Source organism: Myxococcus sp. NMCA1, assembly GCF_026810205.1.
Lineage (GTDB): Bacteria > Myxococcota > Myxococcia > Myxococcales > Myxococcaceae > Myxococcus > Myxococcus xanthus_A.
The window spans coordinates 1,631,668-1,651,419 of the sequence record NZ_CP113950.1 but is presented as its reverse complement, the minus strand read 5'-3'; the positions used below and the strand labels follow the sequence as shown (position 1 = coordinate 1,651,419).

At 71.2% G+C, this 19,752-nt stretch carries 14 protein-coding genes; 6 read left to right on the top strand and 8 right to left on the bottom strand.

Going from position 1 to position 19,752, the window contains the following annotated elements; genetic code table 11:
• Positions 1 to 13: 13 nt before the first annotated feature.
• From priA to galU, 4 genes are all read right to left on the bottom strand, one after another.
• Entirely contained in the window at positions 14 to 2,401 is a 2,388-nt protein-coding gene (gene priA, locus OZ403_RS07055; RefSeq protein WP_140853299.1) for a replication restart helicase PriA, read from the bottom strand.
• 135 nt (positions 2,402 to 2,536) lie between these two features.
• Entirely contained in the window at positions 2,537 to 3,034 is a 498-nt protein-coding gene (locus OZ403_RS07050) for a glutathione S-transferase family protein (RefSeq protein ID WP_328285506.1), read from the bottom strand.
• Between the two features lie 236 nt (positions 3,035 to 3,270).
• Complete coding sequence (locus OZ403_RS07045; RefSeq protein ID WP_268783758.1) at positions 3,271 to 4,026, bottom strand: hypothetical protein; 756 nt, start codon at positions 4,024 to 4,026, stop codon at positions 3,271 to 3,273.
• The gene (galU, locus tag OZ403_RS07040; protein WP_140788461.1) at positions 4,023 to 4,925 is read right to left on the bottom strand and encodes a UTP--glucose-1-phosphate uridylyltransferase GalU; all 903 of its coding nucleotides are present in this window, start codon (positions 4,923 to 4,925) and stop codon (positions 4,023 to 4,025) included. Before galU ends, OZ403_RS07045 begins: the two co-directional genes overlap by 4 nt.
• A 60-nt stretch (positions 4,926 to 4,985) precedes the next feature.
• Here galU and OZ403_RS07035 point away from each other — a divergent pair, with 60 nt between their 5' ends.
• Positions 4,986 to 5,834, top strand: a complete 849-nt coding sequence (locus OZ403_RS07035) for a hypothetical protein (RefSeq protein ID WP_140788459.1) — start codon at positions 4,986 to 4,988, stop codon at positions 5,832 to 5,834.
• Between the two features lies 1 nt (position 5,835).
• Here OZ403_RS07035 and OZ403_RS07030 read toward each other — a convergent pair whose 3' ends face one another.
• Positions 5,836 to 10,842 carry a hypothetical protein gene (locus tag OZ403_RS07030; protein WP_268783757.1) on the bottom strand — a complete coding sequence of 1,669 codons (5,007 nt, stop codon included), beginning with the start codon at positions 10,840 to 10,842 and terminating at the stop codon, positions 5,836 to 5,838.
• Positions 10,843 to 10,866: 24 nt separating this feature from the next.
• On the opposite strand from OZ403_RS07030, the gene OZ403_RS07025 reads away from it, so the two are divergent.
• Complete coding sequence (locus OZ403_RS07025) at positions 10,867 to 11,886, top strand: glycosyltransferase family 2 protein (protein ID WP_140788455.1); 1,020 nt, start codon at positions 10,867 to 10,869, stop codon at positions 11,884 to 11,886.
• A gap of 4 nt (positions 11,887 to 11,890) precedes the next feature.
• Here the strand turns inward: OZ403_RS07025 and OZ403_RS07020 are convergent, their stop codons facing one another.
• Positions 11,891 to 12,835 (bottom strand): RluA family pseudouridine synthase, encoded by a 945-nt coding sequence (locus OZ403_RS07020; RefSeq protein ID WP_268783756.1) that lies wholly within the window; start codon positions 12,833 to 12,835, stop codon positions 11,891 to 11,893.
• Between the two features lie 173 nt (positions 12,836 to 13,008).
• Between OZ403_RS07020 and OZ403_RS07015 the strand changes: the two genes are divergently transcribed.
• Entirely contained in the window at positions 13,009 to 14,529 is a 1,521-nt protein-coding gene (locus tag OZ403_RS07015; protein WP_268783755.1) for a peptidase M3, read from the top strand.
• Positions 14,530 to 14,547: 18 nt separating this feature from the next.
• Here the strand turns inward: OZ403_RS07015 and OZ403_RS07010 are convergent, their stop codons facing one another.
• Positions 14,548 to 14,895, bottom strand: coding sequence for a hypothetical protein (locus OZ403_RS07010; protein ID WP_020477748.1), 348 nt, complete (start codon positions 14,893 to 14,895; stop codon positions 14,548 to 14,550).
• A gap of 225 nt (positions 14,896 to 15,120) precedes the next feature.
• Positions 15,121 to 16,155 (bottom strand): hypothetical protein, encoded by a 1,035-nt coding sequence (locus tag OZ403_RS07005; RefSeq protein WP_268783754.1) that lies wholly within the window; start codon positions 16,153 to 16,155, stop codon positions 15,121 to 15,123.
• A gap of 105 nt (positions 16,156 to 16,260) precedes the next feature.
• Between OZ403_RS07005 and OZ403_RS07000 the strand changes: the two genes are divergently transcribed.
• From OZ403_RS07000 to OZ403_RS06990, 3 genes are all read left to right on the top strand, one after another.
• Entirely contained in the window at positions 16,261 to 17,154 is an 894-nt protein-coding gene (locus tag OZ403_RS07000) for a DUF2058 family protein (RefSeq protein WP_140788447.1), read from the top strand.
• Positions 17,155 to 17,291: 137 nt separating this feature from the next.
• Positions 17,292 to 18,053 carry an SDR family NAD(P)-dependent oxidoreductase gene (locus OZ403_RS06995; RefSeq protein WP_268783753.1) on the top strand — a complete coding sequence of 254 codons (762 nt, stop codon included), beginning with the start codon at positions 17,292 to 17,294 and terminating at the stop codon, positions 18,051 to 18,053.
• A gap of 139 nt (positions 18,054 to 18,192) precedes the next feature.
• Positions 18,193 to 19,752 carry an outer membrane protein assembly factor BamB family protein gene (locus OZ403_RS06990; protein WP_268783752.1) on the top strand — a complete coding sequence of 520 codons (1,560 nt, stop codon included), beginning with the start codon at positions 18,193 to 18,195 and terminating at the stop codon, positions 19,750 to 19,752.

The window sequence follows — 19,752 nt, the reverse complement described above, 5'->3', positions numbered from 1 at the left end:
GGGGGCACCGAGTCTACAGCATGGCCCCCGGATCCACGTCGATCACGACCTTCACCGCGGAAGGAACATCGACCAGGGCCGCTTCCACCCGGGCGAGCAGCGGGGCGAGCGCCGTATGCGTTGGCCCCTTCAAGAGGAGTTGCCAGCGCGTCTTGCCACGGATGCGGGAGATGGGCGCCAAGGCTGGCCCCAGCATGCGGACCCCGGCGGACGCAGGGGGCATGTGCCGGGAGACGATGTTCCCCAGGGAGCGCGCCACACTGGCCGTCTGTTCGGGGTGCTCCCCCTCCAGGCGGACGGCGGCCATGCGCGAATAGGGAGGGTAGGCCAGCGCCTTGCGCCACTCCAGTTCTTGATTGGCGAAGCCGTCGAAGTCATGGGCCAGCACGCGCCGCACCGGCTCCGCGTCCGGATTGTAGGTCTGCACCAGCACCCGCCCCGGGTCCTTGCCCCGGCCCGCGCGGCCGGACACCTGGGTGAGCAAATGGAAGGTGCGCTCGGCGGCACGGAAGTCCGGAATGGACAGCGACGTGTCCGCCATGACGACACACACCAACGTCACGCCCGGGAAGTCGTGCCCCTTGGCCACCATCTGCGTGCCTACCAGGACGTCCAGCTCCCGGCGCGCGAACGAGGCCAGCATCTCCGTCAGCCGCTCGGCGCTGCTGGCCGAGTCCCGGTCCAACCGGGCGACACGCGCGGCGGGGATGCGCTCCAGCACCTCCGCTTCCACGCGCTCGGTGCCGATGCCCAGCTTGAGCAGGGGGCCCGTGCACTCCAGGCACTGCTCCGGCACCGGCATGGCCAGGCCGCAGTAGTGGCACACCACCCGGTTCTGCGAGCGGTGGTGCGTGAGGCACACGTCACACTCGCTGCACTTGAGCGACAGGCCGCACACCTCGCACAGGAGGACGGTGCTGTGGCCCCGGCGGTTGAGGAAGAGGATGACCTGCTGGCCGCGGCCAATCGTCTCCGCCATCGCCTCCAACAGCGGCGGGCTGAGGATGGGCGCCTCTTCCGTCACCACGCCCTCGCGCGGACGCTCCACGCGCAGGTCCACCAGCTCAATGGTGGGCATGGGCCGGTCATCCACGCGGCGCTTCAGCTCCAGGAGCTGGTAGCGCCCGCGCTTCACGTTCTCCAGCGTCTCCAGCGCGGGCGTGGCCGAGCCCAGCACCACCACCGCGCCGGCCTGCTTGCCGCGCACGACGGCCAGGTCGCGCGCCTGGTAGCGCAGCTTCTCCTCCTGCTTGAAGGACGGGTCGTGCTCCTCGTCCACGACGATGAGCCCCAGGTTGTCCACCGGCGCGAACACCGCCGAGCGCACGCCCACGGCGATCTTCACGTCGCCCCGGCGCAGCGCCTGCCAGTGGAAGAGTCGCTCCCGGTCCTTCAGCGCCGAGTGCAGCACCGCCACCTCCGCGCCGAAGCGGCTGCGGAAGCGGCCCACCAGCTGCGGCGTCAGCGCGATTTCCGGCACCAGGATGAGGCTGCCCTTCCCCAGCGACAGCGCATGCTCGGCCGCGCGCAGGTACACCTCCGTCTTCCCGCTGCCGGTGACGCCGTGCAGGAGGAAGGGTTGGAAGGCCGCCGCGTCCAGGGCCGCGCGCAGCACCACGCCCGCCGCGTCCTGCTCCGGCGTGAGGTGGTCCGGACGGCCCTGAATCAGGCCCTCCTTCACGCTGGCCTCCACCGTCTTCTCCTCCAGACGGGCGAAGCCGCGCGTGGCTAGCTTCTTCAGCGTCTCTCGCGCGCCCGGAATCGCGTGGGCGACCTCTTCCAGCGGCGCGCGGCCTCCCACCGCCAGCAGGTACGCGAGCGCGGCGGACTGGGCGGGCGCGCGCGACAGCTCCGGCGGCACCTCGTTGACGAGCGCCACCGCGAAGTGCTGCACCTCCGGCCTGGCTTCCTTCTCATCCACGGCCTTCGACAGGCCGGGCGGCAGCGCGCCGCGAATCACCTCACCCAGCGGGTAGCGGTAGTGCACGGCCGCGAAGCGCAGCAGCGCGATGAGGTCCTTGGGCAGCGACGGCGAGTCCTCCAGCACGCGCTGGACGGCCTTGAGCCTCACCTTCTCGCCAGTCGGCGGAGACGCGGGCCCCAGGTAGAAGCCCAGCGCCGTGCCCCGGCCGAAGGGCACCAGCACGCGCTGCCCCGGCTCCAGGCGGCCCGCCAGCTCGTCCGGCAGGGTGTAGGTGAACTCGCCCCGGACGGGGCGGCCAACGGCGATGGAGGCCAGGACGGGAGTGCTCACTTCGGCGCGCACTGTAGCGGCGGCGGCGGGCTCGGACAGTTCCCGGCGGCTTTTCACACCGGAGGTGCGCACCGCCCTGGAACCCCGCGTCGTGGGGGCCTTCGCGGGCGCCGCATCCGCCCCGCTCCACAAGGGTCGCTGTTCCATGACACTCCCTTCAACCACCACCCCGGCCCCATCCGTCCTGCTACCGGGGTCCACAGTGCGCGAAGGGTCTGACATTCCCCGCCGGGTCCCGCCGTGGGACGGAAACCCGGGGGTGTCAGCAGGCCACTTTGGGGCTCAGGCCCCGGTGACCTTCTTCCACGAAGGACGGCTCCGGACGCGCTCCCACCAGGCCGCCACGTTCGGGTACTTGCCGACGAGCTCCGCGCCGCCCGCGGCGACGAAGAAGTCCATGTAGGGCATCCACGTCACCTCGGCGAGCGAGAAGCCGTCTCCCGCCAGGTACTGCTGCTTGCCCAGCACCGGCTCAATGATGCCGAAGACGCGCTCGACGCCCTGCAGGCCGTCGCTGATGCGCGCCTCGTCCGGCGCGCCGCCGCCCATCAACTTCTTGAAGAGGCGCTCCCAGATGACCTTCATCGCGGAGGGCGAGAAGTAACACTGCTCCACGCTGATGAACTGCTCCATGCGCGCGTACGCATGCACGTCGGACGGCGTCAGCGAGGTCCCCGGCAGCTTGCGGTCCAGATAGCGGATGATGGCGCGCGACTCGTAGAGCCGGAAGCCGTCATCATCCTCGAAGGCGGGGATGACGCCGAAGGGGTGGCGCTCCATGTGCGCGGGGCTCTTCTGCTCCCCTTCGTGAGGTCGACGAGGACGAGCTCCGCCTCCTGGCCCTTCTCCGCCAGGGTGGTGAGGACCGAACGCGTGGCAGTGCTCATCGGGAGGCCGTACACCTTCATGGGACATTCCTCTGCGTGGCGGGCCGGGGAAAGTCCCGGCCAGGCGGGGCCAGACTCTTCATGGCCGCCGCCAGCGCCGCAAGGACTTCAGGAAAGTGCCGACGTTGACTACAGGGTGAAGAGCGAGTCGGGCAGGTTGGCCCGGTTGTCCCCCTTCAAGGCGGTGAAGCGCAGGTTGCGCTGACCGCCGCGCCACACCTCGATGGTGCGGGGCAGCCACTCCCCCGTGGCGGGCGAGTTGTAGTCCAGGAAGCGGACATCCCAAGCCGTCCCCGACGCGTCCGAGTAACGCAACCGGGCCGGACGGAAGGAGTCCTTGTAGACCCAGAACTGCGGGCGGCCCTCGGCCATGTCGCCGATGACGTAGGCCACCTCGCCGCCGAAGCGTGCCAGTCCGGTGCGCCCCGTCTCGATGCCCAGGTTCTGGAGGTGGCGAATCACCGCCTCCTTCAGCTCCTGCACGTTGCCGCTGCCCGTGGCGAGCAGCGGGCACACCTGCGAGACGAGCGCCGACATGGAGGGAATCTCGGTCCCCTGCACGCGACGGCGGCCACCCGACTGGACCACCGCGGACTGGGCGTTGCCGTCGGGCACGGAGGCCTCGAAGCGGCAGCGGCCGGGAACGCGGATGGACAGCACGCCGTCACCCTGCACCTCCGGGCGGTCCGTGGGCGTCCCCAGCGCGGCGCCGGCCTCCTTGACGGCCGGGCCTCCGAAGCTGAGGGAGCCTTCCACGCGCAACGTGGACAGCCTCAGCTCGGCGCGCTCCGCCGACATGCGGCGGATGATGGAGCTGCCGGGCAGCACGTAGGCCGCCGCGGCGAAGGAGACCAGGACAGCGAGGAGTGCAACGGTGCGCTTCACGGCTTCTCCGTCTTCACGACTTCACGCATGTACTCGAGCAGCCCGGCACGCAGGTCCGGACGCTTGAGCGCGTAGGCGATGTTGGCCTTCAGGTACCCCACCTTGTCGCCCGCGTCATAGCGCTGACCCTTGAAGCGGTAGCCGAGCAGCCCCTTCGACTGCTGGAGCGTGGCCAGGCCGTCGGTGAGCTGGATTTCGCCGCCCACACCCGGCGTCTGGTTCTCCAGGATGGGGAAGATGTCGGGCGGCAGCACGTAGCGGCCGATGACGGCGAGGTTGGAGGGCGCGGTGCCCTTCTTCGGCTTCTCCACGATGCGGTCGATGCGCATGACGCCATCACCCAGGTCCGTGCCCGCGGCGATGCCGTACATGTGCGTCTCACTCTCCGGCACTTCCATGAGCGCGATGACCGCCTGGTTGTACTGGCGGTACACGCGAGCGAGCTGGCGGATTCCCGGCTCCTCGGCGTCAATCATGTCGTCGCCCAGCAACACGCCGAAGGGCTCGTCGCCGATGACGCTCTTGGCGCACAGCACCGCGTGGCCCAGTCCCTTGGGCTCCTTCTGACGGATGCTGACGACGCGCACGAGGTCCGCGATGGCGCGCAGCTTGTCGGCCTCGGACTCCTTGCCGCGCGCACGCAGCGTCGTCTCCAGCTCGAAGCCGATGTCGAAGTGGTCCTCGATGGCGCTCTTGCCGCGGCCATTGATGAGGACGACATCCTCGATGCCTGCGGATACCGCCTCTTCCACGATGTACTGGAGCGTCGGAGTATCGACGATAGGCAGCATCTCCTTGGGAACCGCCTTGGTCGCCGGCAGGAAGCGCGTGCCCAAGCCGGCTGCCGGGATGACACACTTGCGGATGAGGGGCTCTACCTTCGAGGTTTTGGAGGCCATGAGGGCTGGGAATCTATTGATGGCCCCTGACCCCATCAAGCCGGATAGGATGGACTTGTCATGTTGCTCCGCGCCCTGGTGCTGATTGCCCTTTGTGTGTCCACTACCGCTCTGGCGCAGCCCGCCGAGGACCTTCGCGATGTCATGAGCGCACGCGCCTATGGCATGGGCGGCGCCTACCGGGCCCTGGGGCTGGGCACGGATGCCATCATGGGCAATCCAGCGGCGATGGTCCTCTACCCGTCCTACCGGGTTGAAGGCACCGGCGCGTGGGATACGCGGCAGAAGGAAGGGTTGCTGGGCGTCTCCGTCATCGACGCCGCCACGAGCCGCCTGGGGATGGGCGTGGACTACCACTGGGTGAGCGTGGGGCGCGGCGGCGCGCGTGCCAGCGCCCACCTCAGCTCGATGGGCGTGGGACTGCCCATCAGTCAGGCGCTCATGCTCGGCGCCACGGTGCGTTATCTGCGCATGAGCGGCCAGTCGCGGTTCGCCAACTCCGTCACCGGCGACGCGGGCCTGATACTCCGGCTATCGCCGTCACTGATGGCGGGCTTCTCCGCGCACAACATCGTGGACACTGGCAATGAGGAGCTGACGCGCTACTACTCGGCGCACGTCGGGGTGATGACGGGGCTGCTGACGCTCGCAGGCGACGTGCGCGCGGACTTCACGACGAACGACACCAAGACGTTCACGTACCACGGCGGTCTGGAGTACATCCTGGGCGAGCTGTTCCCGGTGCGCGCGGGCTACTCCTACGACGGCTTCACGCGGACGTCGCAAATCAGCACGGGGCTCGGCTTCATGTCCGAGGGCGGAGGCGGCCTGGACTTCGGCTACCGCCACGACCTGGGCGGCCCCAAGGGGCGCATGCTGGCGCTCACCATCAAGCTGAACACGAACTGAGTCAGCGCGGCGCCCGGAGCGGCAGGTAGCGCTCCGACGCGGCGAAGCGCAGCAGCTCCACCAGCTCCGCCTCGTTGCCCCGGCGGGTCCGCAGGACGGACAGCGCGGGGCCAATGCTTCCGCAGGCCACCAGGCCCGCGCGGTTGGCGGAATCCCGCGCGGCATCTGCGAGCGCCGAAGCCTTGAAGTTCTGGGTGCCGGGCTCCAGCAAGGCCATGGCGCGCTCCAGGGCGCGCGGCGAGAGGGACTCGCGCACCACGCGGGCCTCGGCTCCGGAGGCACGCGGGTCCTTCAGCACGGTGGCCAGCAGCGCCAGGGCGCGGAGGAGCTGGCCCCCCTTGAGGGCCCGGAGCGCGAGCAGGTCCGGCGACAGGGACAGCAAGGCGCGGCCCACGTGGAAGCGCAGCTCCGGGAGCGGCATGGGCTCACGCAGCAGGAGCCGGCCCACGAGGAGGCGCGGATGGCCCGCGTGCACGGCGGTGAAGGGCGGGCCGTCGTCCTCGGCGAGCACGAGCTCGGGCAGGTGGACGTCCAGCATCCGCGCGGCGGTGTGCAGCGCGTCGAGCACGGCGGGCGCACAGGGGCCCGCGGTGGCGCGCAGCAGCTCCGAGGAACCAGCGGCGCGGCCCTCCGCTGGGAACAGGCGGCAGAGCGCGATTCCGGTGCAGGCCAGCAGCTCGCCCGAGGGCGTGCGCAGACCGGGGTGACGCAGGCCGGCGCGCTCGTCGGAGGTCAGCGGTGGACGCTGGCCGCGCGGCGCGGGAGTTTCGAGCCCGTCGAGCGCGTCGGCGATTTCTCGCATGAGCGAGGCACGCGCCGGGTCTCCTCGCTGGTCGAAGTACTCGGCGAGGAGCCGATAGGGCTGCGCGTCGAGCGGGCGCTCGCGGATGTGCCGGAAGGCATCGGGCTCGGTGTCCGGTGATGGCGCATAGGCGGGCGCGGGTGATTCGCGCGGGTCCATGACGCCGGGGACAGGCCGAGGAGGCTCGGGCGCCGCGGGAGGCTTCGCGATGAACGTGCGGCCCGGCGCCGGGGCGGAAACCGTGCCCTCCGGACGCGCGCGGACGACGCGGCGCACCGGGTCCATCCGGCCGGGTGGCGCTTCCCAGGAGATGACGCGGGTCTCCGGAACGGGAGCGTCACCGAGGTCCACGACCTCGCCCGTGATGAGGTCGGTGGCCCGTGGACGACGTGCTCGGGCCTCCGCGTCGCGAGAGGCGGGCCCTTGCTCCGCTTCGCTTCCAGACGCGGCGGCGCGTGGCGCGGCCTTGTCTCCGCGCGAGGACGCGGGGGAGCGTTGAGCAACCGGCGCCTTGGGGGAGACGGCGGCGTCCGCGGACTCAGCGGGAGCGCGTGGCTGCGGGGCCGCTGTGTTGCCCGGGGATGAAGGCGGGTTACGGGCCTCGCCCCTGGGGGACGACGCGGGCGCACGTGCTTCTGCCTTGGGTGGCGATGCGGCGAAGGCTTCCACTGGAACGCGCGGTTCACCTTGCGCTGGCGAGACGGTGGCGCGTGCCTCGCCCTTGGGAAGCACGTCAGCGGAGGTTGCAGCGGCGCGAGCGTCACCCCTGGGCTGAGGCGCAGCGGAAGCATCCGCCGGGGCCACAGCGGCGCGGGCCGCCGCCTTGGGCTGGGGAGCCGAGGAAGCATCCGCCAAAGCGGGGGACCCCCGCGCGGGTGAGGCCGCGGAACGTCCCTCCCCTCGCACGGGAGCTGCGGCAGTGCGCGCCGCGCCCTTGGGAAGCGGTGCATCCGCGGCCAGCGCACGCGACTCACCTCGCACTGGCGCTTCCGTGGACCGCTCGCCTTGCGCCCCGGCGTCCATTCCAGACAGGGCCTCGCGGTCGGAACGGGCCTCCCGCTTCCCCTTCCGCTTCGAAGAAACGGGCTCCGGCGAGGCCTTGCGGCCCTGCTCCACCGCGGCGCCCGGAGAATCTCTCCCAGCTTCATCGCGGGCCGGCACCACGCTTTCGGGCGCGGATGGGGCAACCCCGATGTCCGTGGTGGGCGTCTCCTCCTTGGCCAGGCTCTGGAGGTTCGCGGATGCTTGCGTCAGCACCGGGGGCGCCGCGATGAGTGGCGCACGGGGGCCGCTCGACTCACGGCGAGGGACCGCGGAGCGCGGCGGCTCGGGAGGCGGCACTTCACGCTCTGCTCGTGCCTGCCGGATTCCCTCCGCCCGACGGGCGTAGACTTGCGCGCGCTCGGGATTGCCCATCACCTCGCGCCACAGACGCGCGAGCCGGTCCCAGGTGCGCTCCCGCTCCGCCTCGTCGTCCATGGCGGTGGCCGCGTGCTCCAGGGCCCAAGCCGCCTCGCCCAGGTGGTCGCGTTCGAGGAGACGCTCCACGAGCATCAGCCACGCTTCCTTGTGGCCCGGCTCGTAGCGCACGGCCTGACGCAACTCATCGAGCGCGGCATCGGCGTCGCCCTGGGCATCCAACGTGGCGACCAGCTCCAGCCGGGCCTGACGCGCGGCGGGCCCTCGGGATTCGCGGGCGAGCTGAGCACGCAGAAGCCGGCTGAGCACCGTCGTGTCGCCGAGCTTTCGCGTCAGTATCGTGAGCTGTACGCGTGCCTGCTCACTGTCGGGACTCTCCGTGAGCACCTCACTCCAGGCCCACTGCGCGAGCCGCAAATCGCTCAGCGACTCCTCCGCGACCTGGGCCAGGACGCGCAGCGCCTCCACACGGTCCGGCGCGCGGCGAGGTGCCCCCGCCAGTGCCACCCGGAGCCGTTCCGCGATGGCGGGCCGTTCCGCGTCCGACACGCAGCAGAGCATCCCCGCGAGCACGGGAAGCAGGCCTGGCGAGGAGGACTCCGCCGCCTCGAAGTCCGCGCGAGCCTTCTTCAGCTCGCCCATGTGGAGCCAGCGCTCGCCCCGCGTGAGCAGAGCCCCCGCGCGTGCGCGGCCAGCGGGCGCGCGCCGGATGGCCTCGTCCAACGCACGGCGCACAAGGGACGCGTCCCCTCTCGCGGCGAGCAACCGCACCTGATCTCGAAGCGCGGCGCGGTCCCCCGTCAGCTCCACGATTTCCCGGTACATGCGCGCGGCGCCCGCGGGGTCGTGGAGCTCGTTCTCCATCAGCTCCGCGAGACGCGCCAACGCATCGGCGCGCAGGGACGCGTCCTTCGCCCGGTCCGCCCGCTTGAGGTAGAGCTGAGCCAGTTCGGCCCAGGCCCGTCGAGCGATGAGCTGGGCCTCGACCTTCTGCGAGCGGGTCAGCTCCTCGGTGTCTTCTCCAGGAAGCCCCGCGCTCGCCTCGAAAGCGCGGCCTTTCTTGTTCGGTGCATCGCCAGAAGCCGAGGCGAGCGCGGCCTCCAGCTCCGCCAACGACACCTCCATGGTGCCGGAGCGGGCATCCGGCGCGGGTGCGGCACTGGGGGGGGCTGGAGGTGGCAGAACCTCTGACGGAGGCGGGGGCTTCCGTCGCTCGCTCTTCGAGGAGGCAGGAGCCTGCTGGCGCGGTGGCGGACTCGATGCGGCAGCGCCGCCGAGAAAGGGCTGTGCCTCCGAAGTGACTTCACTTTCGTCGGCGTCGTCGAAGGTGGCTCTGGCAGGACGCGGTGCCGGCGGTACTTCGCGGGCGACCGACGCGGGTGCGGCAGCGTCGTCGTCTGGGGCATCGGCCCAAGGCACGGACAGTGGCGCGCGCCCCGGGACGAACGTTTTGACCGCACCTGAAGACGGGGGCACGGCGGCGTCCCCCAGGGCGGGCATCTCCACTTCTGTCTTGCGCGCCTCGAAGTCAAATCCCCCCGGTGGCACAACCACCGCCGGCATTTCCACGACGGTCCTGGGTGCTTCGGGAGCAGAGGCACCGCGAGGAGTCACCGCTGGCAACTCCACCGCCGGCATCTCCAACACCGTCTTGAGCGATTCAGTGGGTGGCGTCTTCACGGGTGACGTCACTGCGGGCAGTTCCGTCGCGCTCTTGCGCCCCTTGGTACGGGGCGCCACTGGCGACGGGGCTGTTGCAGGCAGCTCCGCCGCGCGCTTCTGCGGGCTCGCGGCAGGCACCACGGGGGACAACTCCGCCACGTGCGAGAGCGAGCTCACGACAGACGCGACAGGCGCCTCGGCATCCATCGTGGCTATTTGAGGCATACGCGCATCGGCATCGGGCGGCGCCTCGCCCACCTTGGACGAAGTCGTCGCGCTCACGTCAGGCCCAGGCGGCGGGACCGAACTCGACACGGGCCCACGTTGTTCCGAGACGGGCGGAACCTCCGCCTGAAGCCCTTCCGCGCCGCGCTCGGGTGACGCGGCCGCTGGCGCTCCTCCACCAGTCTCCGGGCGCTGCGACGCCAACGACTGCGAACGTGCCTCCGTCGCACCTACCGTGGAAGCCGACGCCGAGGCCGTCCTGGCAGAAAGCGGCGGCCCCACCACCGTTTCGATGAGGTAGACGCCGTCGTCGTTCTCCCAAGAGGCCGCGGCCTGCGCGCCTTCCTTCCGCGCGGGGAGCTGTGCCAGCACACCCTGCTCGTCCTCATCAACCTTCGGGGCGCTCGCACCAGCGTCGGGCAACACCTTGCCCTCGATGCGCGCACGCAGCACCTGGAGCACGCGCTGGGCACGCCGGTCCTCGGGCCATTCCACCAGGAGGGCTTCGAGCGCGGCGGCGGCACGCGGCAGTTGGTCCACCCGTCGCAGTACCCGCGCGAGCTGACGCCGGACCGCGCGCCTGCTGGAGACCACCGTAGGCGCCACCTCCAGCAGGGTGATGGCCGCCGCCTCGGTGCCCGCCAGCAGCGCCATGCGCACAATCCCGGCGGCCAGGCGCGGCGTCATCGGGAGGGTCCGGCTGGCGCGCGCAAGCTCTCCGAACGCGCGCGCGGCGGAGCCCTCTCGCAACTGCCGGGCCGCGGACCGGAAGTGCCGGTCCACCACGTCGCTGACATCCTCCGCGGGCTTGACGTCGGACGCGCCGGGCTGCAGCGCCTCCTGTCGGACCGCTGCGGGCTCCGGCGTGCCGGCGTTCTTGCCGTTTCTCACGCCACCCATGGGTGCGGCAGTCTACACACAACGATGCCCGTTCCGGCTGTTACTGTCCTCCTCCCCGCGCGAAACGCCGAAGCCACCGTGGCCCGCGCCGTCCGCAGCCTCTTGACGGGCACCTTCCGCGACCTCCGTGTGCTCGCGGTGGATGACGGCTCCACGGACGGTACGCGCGAAGTGCTGACCGACCTGGCGGCGAGCGACTCCCGCGTGGAAGTCCTTGACGGCCGGGGCCGAGGCCTGGTGGCGGCGCTGAACCTGGCGCTGGGGGAAGCCACCTCTCCCTACGTGGCCCGGATGGACGCGGATGACGAAGCCTTGCCCCAACGCCTGGAGGCGAGCCTCACCACCCTGGAGGCGGAACCCAAGCTGGCCGGCGTGGGCACGGCCGTGGAGGTGTTCCGGGATGACCACCCCGTGAGCCCCTCGCTCCAGACCTACGCCACGTGGATCAACGGGCTGACCTCCGCCGAGCAACTCGACCGGGAGCGCTTCATCGAAAGCCCCCTGTGCCACCCCTCCGTCTGCCTGCGCCGGGACGCCCTGATGGCCGCGGGAGGCTGGAAGGACGGCGACTTCCCGGAGGACTACGCGCTGTGGCTGGAGCTGCTGGACCAAGGCTTCGCCCTGCGCAACCTGCCCGAGGTATTGCTCCGATGGCGCGACAGCGACGGACGGATGACGCGCACGGACCCGCGCTATGCCCGCAAGCGCTTCATGTGGACGAAGGCCCGCTACCTGACACGAGGCCGCGGTCCCCTGGCGGACGGGCGCCCCTGCACGGTGTGGGGCGCGGGCCCGAGCGGCAAGACGCTGACGTACTTCCTCCACCAGGAAGGCGCCCGCGTGCGGCGCTACGTGGAGGTCCACCCTCGCAAGGTGGGCACGCACATCCATGGCATCCCGGTCATCTCTCCCCAGGAGCTCGGCGCTCCTGGAGATGGACACCTGCTGGTGTGCGTGGGCGTCCGCTGGGCCCGCGCGGAGATTCGCGAGGACCTCATCGGCTGGGGCTGGGTGGAGGGCCGCGACTTCACCTGCGCGGCGTGAGAACTCACTCCGCCCTGGAGCCCGCGCCGCGAATGGCTCCCGAGGGCGCCGGGACGCCGGCGGCCAGGAAGAACCGCATCAAGTCCTCCGGCACCGGCGCCTCGATGCGCAGCAGCGTGCCCGTGCGCGGATGTCCCAGCTCCAGCGCCTGGGCATGCAGCAAGCACCGCGCGGCCTCCACGCCTTCCGCCCGGGCCGCGCCGCCGTAGCGCGCGTCCCCCAGAATCGGAGCGCCCAGCGCCGTCAGGTGCGCGCGGAGCTGATGCGTGCGGCCCGTGTGCGGCAGCAGCTCGACGACACAGAACGCAGGCCCCGAAGACAGCGTGTGGAAGTCCGTCAGCGCGGGCACGCCATTGGCCGCCCGAGTCGCCCGCCAGCGGCCAGGGCGCGACGGGTCCTTGGACAACGGCAGGTCCACCGTGCCCGACGGGGGCAAACCCGGCCCGGTGGCCGCGACGTAGCGCTTTCGCGCCCGTCCCTCCCGGAACTCGGCCGCCAGCGCCGACGTGGCCTCCGCCGTCTTCCCGAACACCGTCACGCCGGACGTCTCCCGGTCCAGGCGGTGCACCAACCCCGCGGGGCGTCCCAGCTTCGCCCCCACCAGGTCCACCAGGCTGTCTCCCACGCGCCCCTCGGTGGGCTGCGCGGACACACCGGCCGGCTTGTCCACGGCGATGACGTCCGCGTCCTCATACAGCACACGCAGCTCGGGCGCGGGGGGCGCCTCGGATAGAGGGCTCTGCCCGCCCTCCTCCAGCACCACCGTCACCACCTGCCCGGCCGTCAGCCGCGCATTCGCATCCCGGCTCCGCTTGCCCGCCACGTAGACGGCGCCCACCTCCACCAGCCCCCGGGCCCCCGGCTCGGGCAGCCCCAATTCATCCGCGACCGCGCGGGCCACGGCCTTCCCCACCAGCGCCCCTTCCACCCGGAACGTCCGGCGCTTCATGCCGCCACCTCGCCCACCGGGCGGACAGCCTCAGCGTACGAGCCCGCGCCATGCACCACGTGCTCCGGCACGCCGCCCCCCATCCCTGTGTCCACCGCAGATGTCATGCGGCGGCACTCTACGCGCGCATCGCCCTTTCGCGCCGCCCGCTTCCTGTTACCTTCCGCGCCCCCATGGACCGTCCCCTGCACTCCGTCCGTACGCGGCTGGACGACTTCCTCGCCGAGCTCGCCACGCTGAACTACCGGCAAGGCGCCGGGCTCGCGCTGGATGTTTCCCCCAGCCAGCTCCACGCCGCCTTCCCCGAGCTGTCGTCTCCGGACACCTTCGCCGCCGCCAACGAGGCGCTCGCCAATGCCCAATCGAAGAACGAGCCCCTCACCGTCCGCCGCATCCGACTGGTGCGTGAGCTGGTGGCCTCGCACGTCGAGGACGCGCTCGCCGCCCGTCACGTGGAGGCCATTGCCTCGCTGGAGGCCCAGGCTCGGCTGATGGTGGACGACCAGACCTACTCCTTCGGCGAGGCGCTGGGCCGCATTCACCACGAGTCCGCCCGGGGCCGCCGCGCCCTGCTGGAGCGCGCAACCGGCGAGTTCCTCTGGCAGAACCGTACCCGTTACGGCGACCGGCGCGATGCGGCCCTGAATACCGCGGAGCAACTGGGCGCGAAGAACTACCCCGCCCTGCGCCAGGACGTCACCGGCATCGACTTCGCCAAGCTGGCCGAGTCCGCCGCGAAGCTGCTCGCGCGCACGGAGGACGCCTACCGCGACGTGCTCGCCTACGTCCTCAAGAAGGTGGACCCGCTGCTGCGTCCATTGCCCGGCGGAGAGGCCCGCAGGCATGACTTGCAGGCCGCGCTCCAGGCCCCGTGGATGGACGGCCTCTTCCGGCGCGAGGACGCCTTCCCCGCCGTGGTGCGCTGGCTGGGCGAGTGGGGCCTGACGCCCAACGCCGGAGGCCGCATCCGCATCGACGACGAGGCCCGGCCCGGCAAGTCACCGCGCCCCTTCGTCGCCGTGGTGCGCGTACCGGACGACATCCGCCTGGTGCTCCAGCCTCGCGGCGGCATCGACGGGCTGGCCAGCCTGCTCCATGAGATGGGCCACGCGCAGCACCGCGCCCACGTCTCCGACACGCTGCCCATGGAGTTGCGCCGGCTGGGCGACGCGTCCGTGACGGAGGCCCACGCCGCCGTCTTCGAACGGCTGCTCCTGTCCCCCGAGTGGCTCAAGCGATACCTGGGACTGCCCACCGTGGCCGCGCGGGACACGGTGCGACTGGCCGCCTTCCAGGCCCTCACGCTGCTGCGGCGTCACGCGGCCAAGCTGACCTACGAGCTGTCCCTGACGCAGCGGGGCGCCTCCACGGAACGCGCGGACGAATACGCCGACGGGCAGCGCCATGCGCTCTTCGTCGAGCCACACCCTGGCTTCTTCCTCCACGACGTGGACCCGCAGCTGTACGTGGCGCACTACCTGCGGTCCTGGGCCCTGGAGACCCAGCTCACCGCGCGCCTCACGGAGCGGTTCAACGAGGACTATTGGAGGAACCCCGCGGCCGCCGCCTGGTTGAAGGGGCTGTACGCACGTGGGGGCACTGACGATGCGGAAGGACTGGCCACGGAGACGTCAGGCACGCCGTTGGCGTTGCCCGAGGCCGGGGAGCGCCTCGTGGCCATCCTCAACCGGTAGGGGACACCCGCGAGACGACTACTTCTTCTTGCGGAGCGCCCGGACAATCTTGTCCTTGGTGGGATTGGCGGCGGCATCCCGCGCGCGCGTGGCGGCGACGGGCTTGCTGCTGGCGGTGGCCGCGGGCTTGCCACCCGCGCGAGCGCGCATCGCCTTCATCAGCTGCATCTCGATGAGGAGCAGCTCGTCGCCCAGCTCCTGGTTGTCACCGGCGGCACGGGGCAGCGGTGCACGGGTGCTGGAAGCGCCAGCACCGTGGCGCATGCGCAGAACCTTCTCCTCTTCGGCCGACAGCGTACGCGCCTTCTCCAGCGCCGCTTTGACCTCCTTGGCCGTCACCGTGCTACTTCCGACCTTGCGCTCCATCGCCGCTCCCTTGCTGTGAAGCCCCGCTGAACATCCGAGCATGTCGGACGCGTCCGGGCCGCAACCGTCGAGGATTGTAGAGGACGCAAGAGTCAGCGCAAATTTTCTTCCAACATCTCGCTGCCGAGATGTAGCGCAGCCCCCTCCACCCCCGTCCGGGATACCCTGGAGTCCCGGCCAGCTGTTCACCGGGAAACGGCGCCCGGAAAGGGCGCCGGAACCACGTCAGGTGCCCTCTTCGTCCTCGGGCTCCGGGACCGCCTCCGGGCTGGCCGAATCCGAGTCCGAGGGCTTCTTGCGCTGGATACCGAAGGTGTCGAGCGCGTCGGCGATGCCCTGGGGCTTGTCCGCGTCCGGGAGGAAATCCTCGGGCGGCTGGAGCCGTGGGTCCTTGCCTACCTCGGTGAGGGCGGCCTCTAGCGTCAGGCGCAGCTCGGCCGCCTCGGGCGTCTTGTCCCCGGGCACGCCCATGCGCCCGTCCAGCCGGGCCTTGAGGACCACGGAGGTGGCGGAATCCACCAGCACCTCGCCGTCCAGCGAGCGCGGCAGGCGGTGGGCGAAGAAGTTGGCCCGGCGGACCGTCGTCTCGTCCGCGCCCCCCTTCTTGGCCTGGGGCATGGGCGGCAGGGGCCGGGATGCGTCCGCCTGGGTGGCGGGGGCCAGCGTCACCACGTAGCGCCAGGCCGTGCGGCCCTCATGGGTGACGGTGCCCTCGGGCGTCAGCTTGATGCGCCCCTGGAAGAGGCTGTCGAAGTCGCGGATGGCGCCGGTCAGCTCCGCGCGGGTGCGCTCGGCCATGCCTCGGTCGCGCAGGCGCTGGCGGAAGGGGCCGTACCGGTTGCGGGCGAACACCTGCCCACCCACACGCATCACCTCCAGGCCCTGGTCCCGGGAGTTCTCCAGCACGCCGTGGAAATCCCCGCTGACCCCGCCCGGGCCGGCACGGAAGGTGCGCGTCTCGGTGAGCTTCACGGGGATGGAGGCCTCGGAGGACCACTCGTACCCCAGCGTCGCCTGGTAGCGGTGGGGGCCCAGACGCTCGGTCACCTCGGCGGCGTCCATGCCCAGGATGCGGCGCGCCACCTGGGGGTTGTCCGCGACGTCCTCGGGGGGCAGCTTTTCCTTCGCGGACGCCACCACCTTGGGCGGGTCCTCCGGCGAGAAGATGCGTGCCTTGGCCGCCTTGTCGACCGGGTCCGAGCAGCCGGCGGCGGCCAACGCCACGGCGAGGGTGAAGGCGGACTTCTTCAGACGGCTCACGACTCCTCCGGAAGGGTACGACAAGGCCGGCAAGTTACGTGGGGCATACACGAGCAGCAAGCAGTGGCTTGCGTGCGGCCGTGCAAGGGATAGAACGCCCAACTCATGCAGAACCTGCGCGACAAGCTATTGAAGGCGGGCCTCGTCACCGAGGACCAGGCCAAGAAGGTGGAGTCGAAGCCCAGCCAGGCGGAAGCCCGGCGGCCCGGACCCCAGGAGGGCGGCCGTTCAGGCGGCAACCGTCCTCCCCCCCGCCGTGATGACAACCGGACACAAGGTGGCCCGCCCCCCCGAGGCGAAGGCGGAGGCCGTCCGAGTGGCGGCCGTGACGCCGGCCGTCGTGAGGGCGGCGGACGTCCTGGCGGCGGCTTCGGGGGTGCCCCCCGGCACGGCGGAGGTCCCCAGCACGGGCGGCCGGCCGCGGCGGCGCCGGAGCGGGCCATCCCCAAGCTGCCCCCCATGCCGGGCTCCAAGGCCTACCAGCGCGCCGAGTCCAAGCGGCAGGTGGAGCTGGACCGCGCCCTGCGCGAGCTGGTGCTGGGCTCCCAGGTGCCCGTCGAGGCGGGGGAGACGGCGTTCTACTTCATGACCCGCAAGGGCAAGCTGCGCCGGTTGGAGCTGAGCCCGGCGCAGGCGAAGCAGCTCGAGGAGGGCGAGCTGGGCGTGGTCGAGCGCCCCGAGCCCGCGCAAATCGAGCACTCGCTGGTACCTTCGTCGGCGGCGGAGCAGATGTTCGCGCTGTCGAAGAAGTCGGTGCGCTTCCTCAACCGCAAGGAGAACCCCGTCGGCTTCATGAACGACGAGGAGCTCAAGGCCCAGCAGGCCGCCGAGGCGGCGGGCACCGCGCCCGAGCTGCCCGACGAGCCCGAAGGCGGGTCCGAGGCTTCGGCCGAGACCACGTCGGAGGATTCGGCCGAGGCTTCTGCTGAGACCGCGTCCGAGGGCGAGGCGGCCCCGACCGAGCCGAAGGCCAGCAACGAAGAAGCCCAGAACGGCTGAGCTGGACACCGGCGTCTTCCCACCCTCCCCGTCCCTCGTGGATGTGGGGAGGGTGGCCATGTGGCCCGTGCCGGCAGCGCCACGCGGCCCTGGCACGTCTTGCTGCCAGCATGAGGGCCCGGCGCTAGGCTGGCCTCATGACGACGACCTCCAAGACGGTGGTGGTAACGGGCGCGAGCCGAGGCATTGGCCGCGCGGTGGCGCTGGCCTTCGCGAAGGCGGGCCATGACGTGTGGGCCCTGGCGCGTTCGACGGAAGCGCTGGAGTCGCTCCGGCAGCACGGCGGTGAGCGCATCCGGCCGCACGCGGTGGACGTGGCCGACGAAGCGGCGCTGGTTGCCACGAGCCAGCGAATCCTCGCCGAGGGGCCTCCGCGCGTGCTCGTGAACAACGCGGGCATCACCGTCTCCGCGCCCCTGACGAAGACGCGCACCGAGGACCTGGCCCGCGTCATGGCCGTCAACGTGACGGCGCCCTTCCTCCTCTGCCGCGAGCTGATGCCGGCCATGGCCCAGGCGGGCGGCGGACGCGTCATCAACATCGGCTCCATGGCCGCGGTGCGGGGCGTGAAGTACACGTCCGCGTATTGCGCGTCGAAGCATGCGCTGCTGGGCCTGACGCGCGCGCTCGCGGTGGAGTACGCGAAGAAGCAAGTCACGGTGAACATCGTGAATCCGGGCTGGGTGGAGACGGACATGTTCGCCGGCGCGACCTCGGCCATCAGCGCCTCCACGGGCCGCAGCGAGGAGCAGGCGCGCGAAGCCCTGGCGTCCATGAACGCCATGGGCCGCATCATCACGCCGGAGGAAGTCGCCGCGCTGTGCCTGTTCCTCGCGTCGGACGCGGCGGGCGGCATCACCGGCACGGCGTACGCCATCGACGGCGGCGAGCTGGGCTGAGACTTCACTCCCATTCCGCCTGACTGCCTGCCCGGCCGCCACCCGTGGCCGGGTGCGTTGCGCACCGGGAATCCCAACCCCACTGTGCGCGACCACCCCGGTGACAAGCCGCGCGGTGGCCAGCAATCGGGAGGTGGGCGTGAGTGGACTGCGAAGCATGGTGCTGGGCGCGTGTCTGTGGGTGGGCTGTGCGTCCTCTGTGGAGGACGGAGCGGCGCCCACCGTCGAGACACCCGCGGATGTGACGCAAACGCCCACCCCTGGTGGTGAGACGCCCGCTCCGCAGGCGCCCACACCGGAGCCTCAGGTGCCGCCGCCGGCGACATCGGCGACGTGCTCCGGAGCGGATGGCACGGCGCGACTCGCGTGGAGCTACGACGCTGCGTGGAACCTCACGGTGGACTTCCGGGGGACCATGGACGCGGACGGGCACACCTACTGGACGGAGTGCGAGAGCAGCTATTGGGTGGACAAGGACCCGAGCCAGCTGGCGTGTCAGCTCGTCTCCGTCACGTCTGAAGGGACTGAGCGCTACCGGCGCGACCTTCCGTCCCCGGGAGCCTGGGGCGTTCACACGGTGGCGGGGAGACAGCTCTTCGTCACGGGCCGGCTCGCCCTGCTCTCCGCTCGGGACGGCGCCACCGGACAGGAGCGCTGGAGCGTGTCGCTGGGGGCCGTGAAGGACGAAGACCCGCAGGCGCACCATGCGCTTCGCATCGAATCGCTCGTGCTCAGCCCGCCCTATCTGCTCGCGCTGGTGCACGACACGTTTGGAGACGTGGGCGCCGAGGACTTGCTCGTCGCGGTGCACGCGGAGACCGGCGCGGTGGCGTGGAAGGCACCCGTGCCGCCCGTCCATGCGCCACTGGTGGTGGATACGGAGGGCAACGTCTATGGCGGCGCAGCCAACGTCCTGGCGCAGCGGACGGAGCTCTTCTCGTACGCGGCGGATGGCCAGCTCCGCTGGCGGACGCAGCGCACGGGCGTGCTCGAGCCCACGGCCGTGGACGGAGGGACGTTGATGCTGGGCCGCGCGGAGCTGGTGGACGCGGCCACGGGAGCGCCGGTTGCCACGCTGGCGACTGCTTCCGCTGAGTCCTTCTATTACTCGCTGGGCCGCTCCAGCTCGACCTTCGGCCGCGCGGCGATGCAGGCGGACCGGCTCCTGGTCCTGCCCGACATGCGGTGCACCACCGAGGGCTGCCCCACCACCACGCATCCGGGAGGCACGTTCCTCTATGGGCTGGATCCCTCGAACGGCGCGGTGCGCTGGCACCGGGCCGTGGGCACCTGGCCGATGTCACCGCTCCTCACCCAGCGTGGCTCGCTGCTGCTGGTGGACCGACCAGTGGGCGAGACGTGCGGCGAGCACGCCTGCACCGGTGATGATGCCGCGTTCGGTTCATTCCTGCGGGAGCTGGACCATGACGGGAACGAGCTGTCCGCCTGCGCGCTGCTGGGAAAGGCGCCGTACATCACCCCGCCCGCGCTGCACCGGGGACGCGTGGTGCTGGGGGCCTGGACGAACTGGAATGCCAGCAATGACTGGACGCAGCGGATGAGCATCCGCGCCTTCGACATGACAGCGCCCGATGAGCCGGCCTCCAGCGGCTGGGTGAGCGCGGGCGGCGGCAATGCCCGCTCGGGCCAGACGAAGCCCACTGGCGCGGCGGCTCAGGCGCGAGCCACGGACCGATAA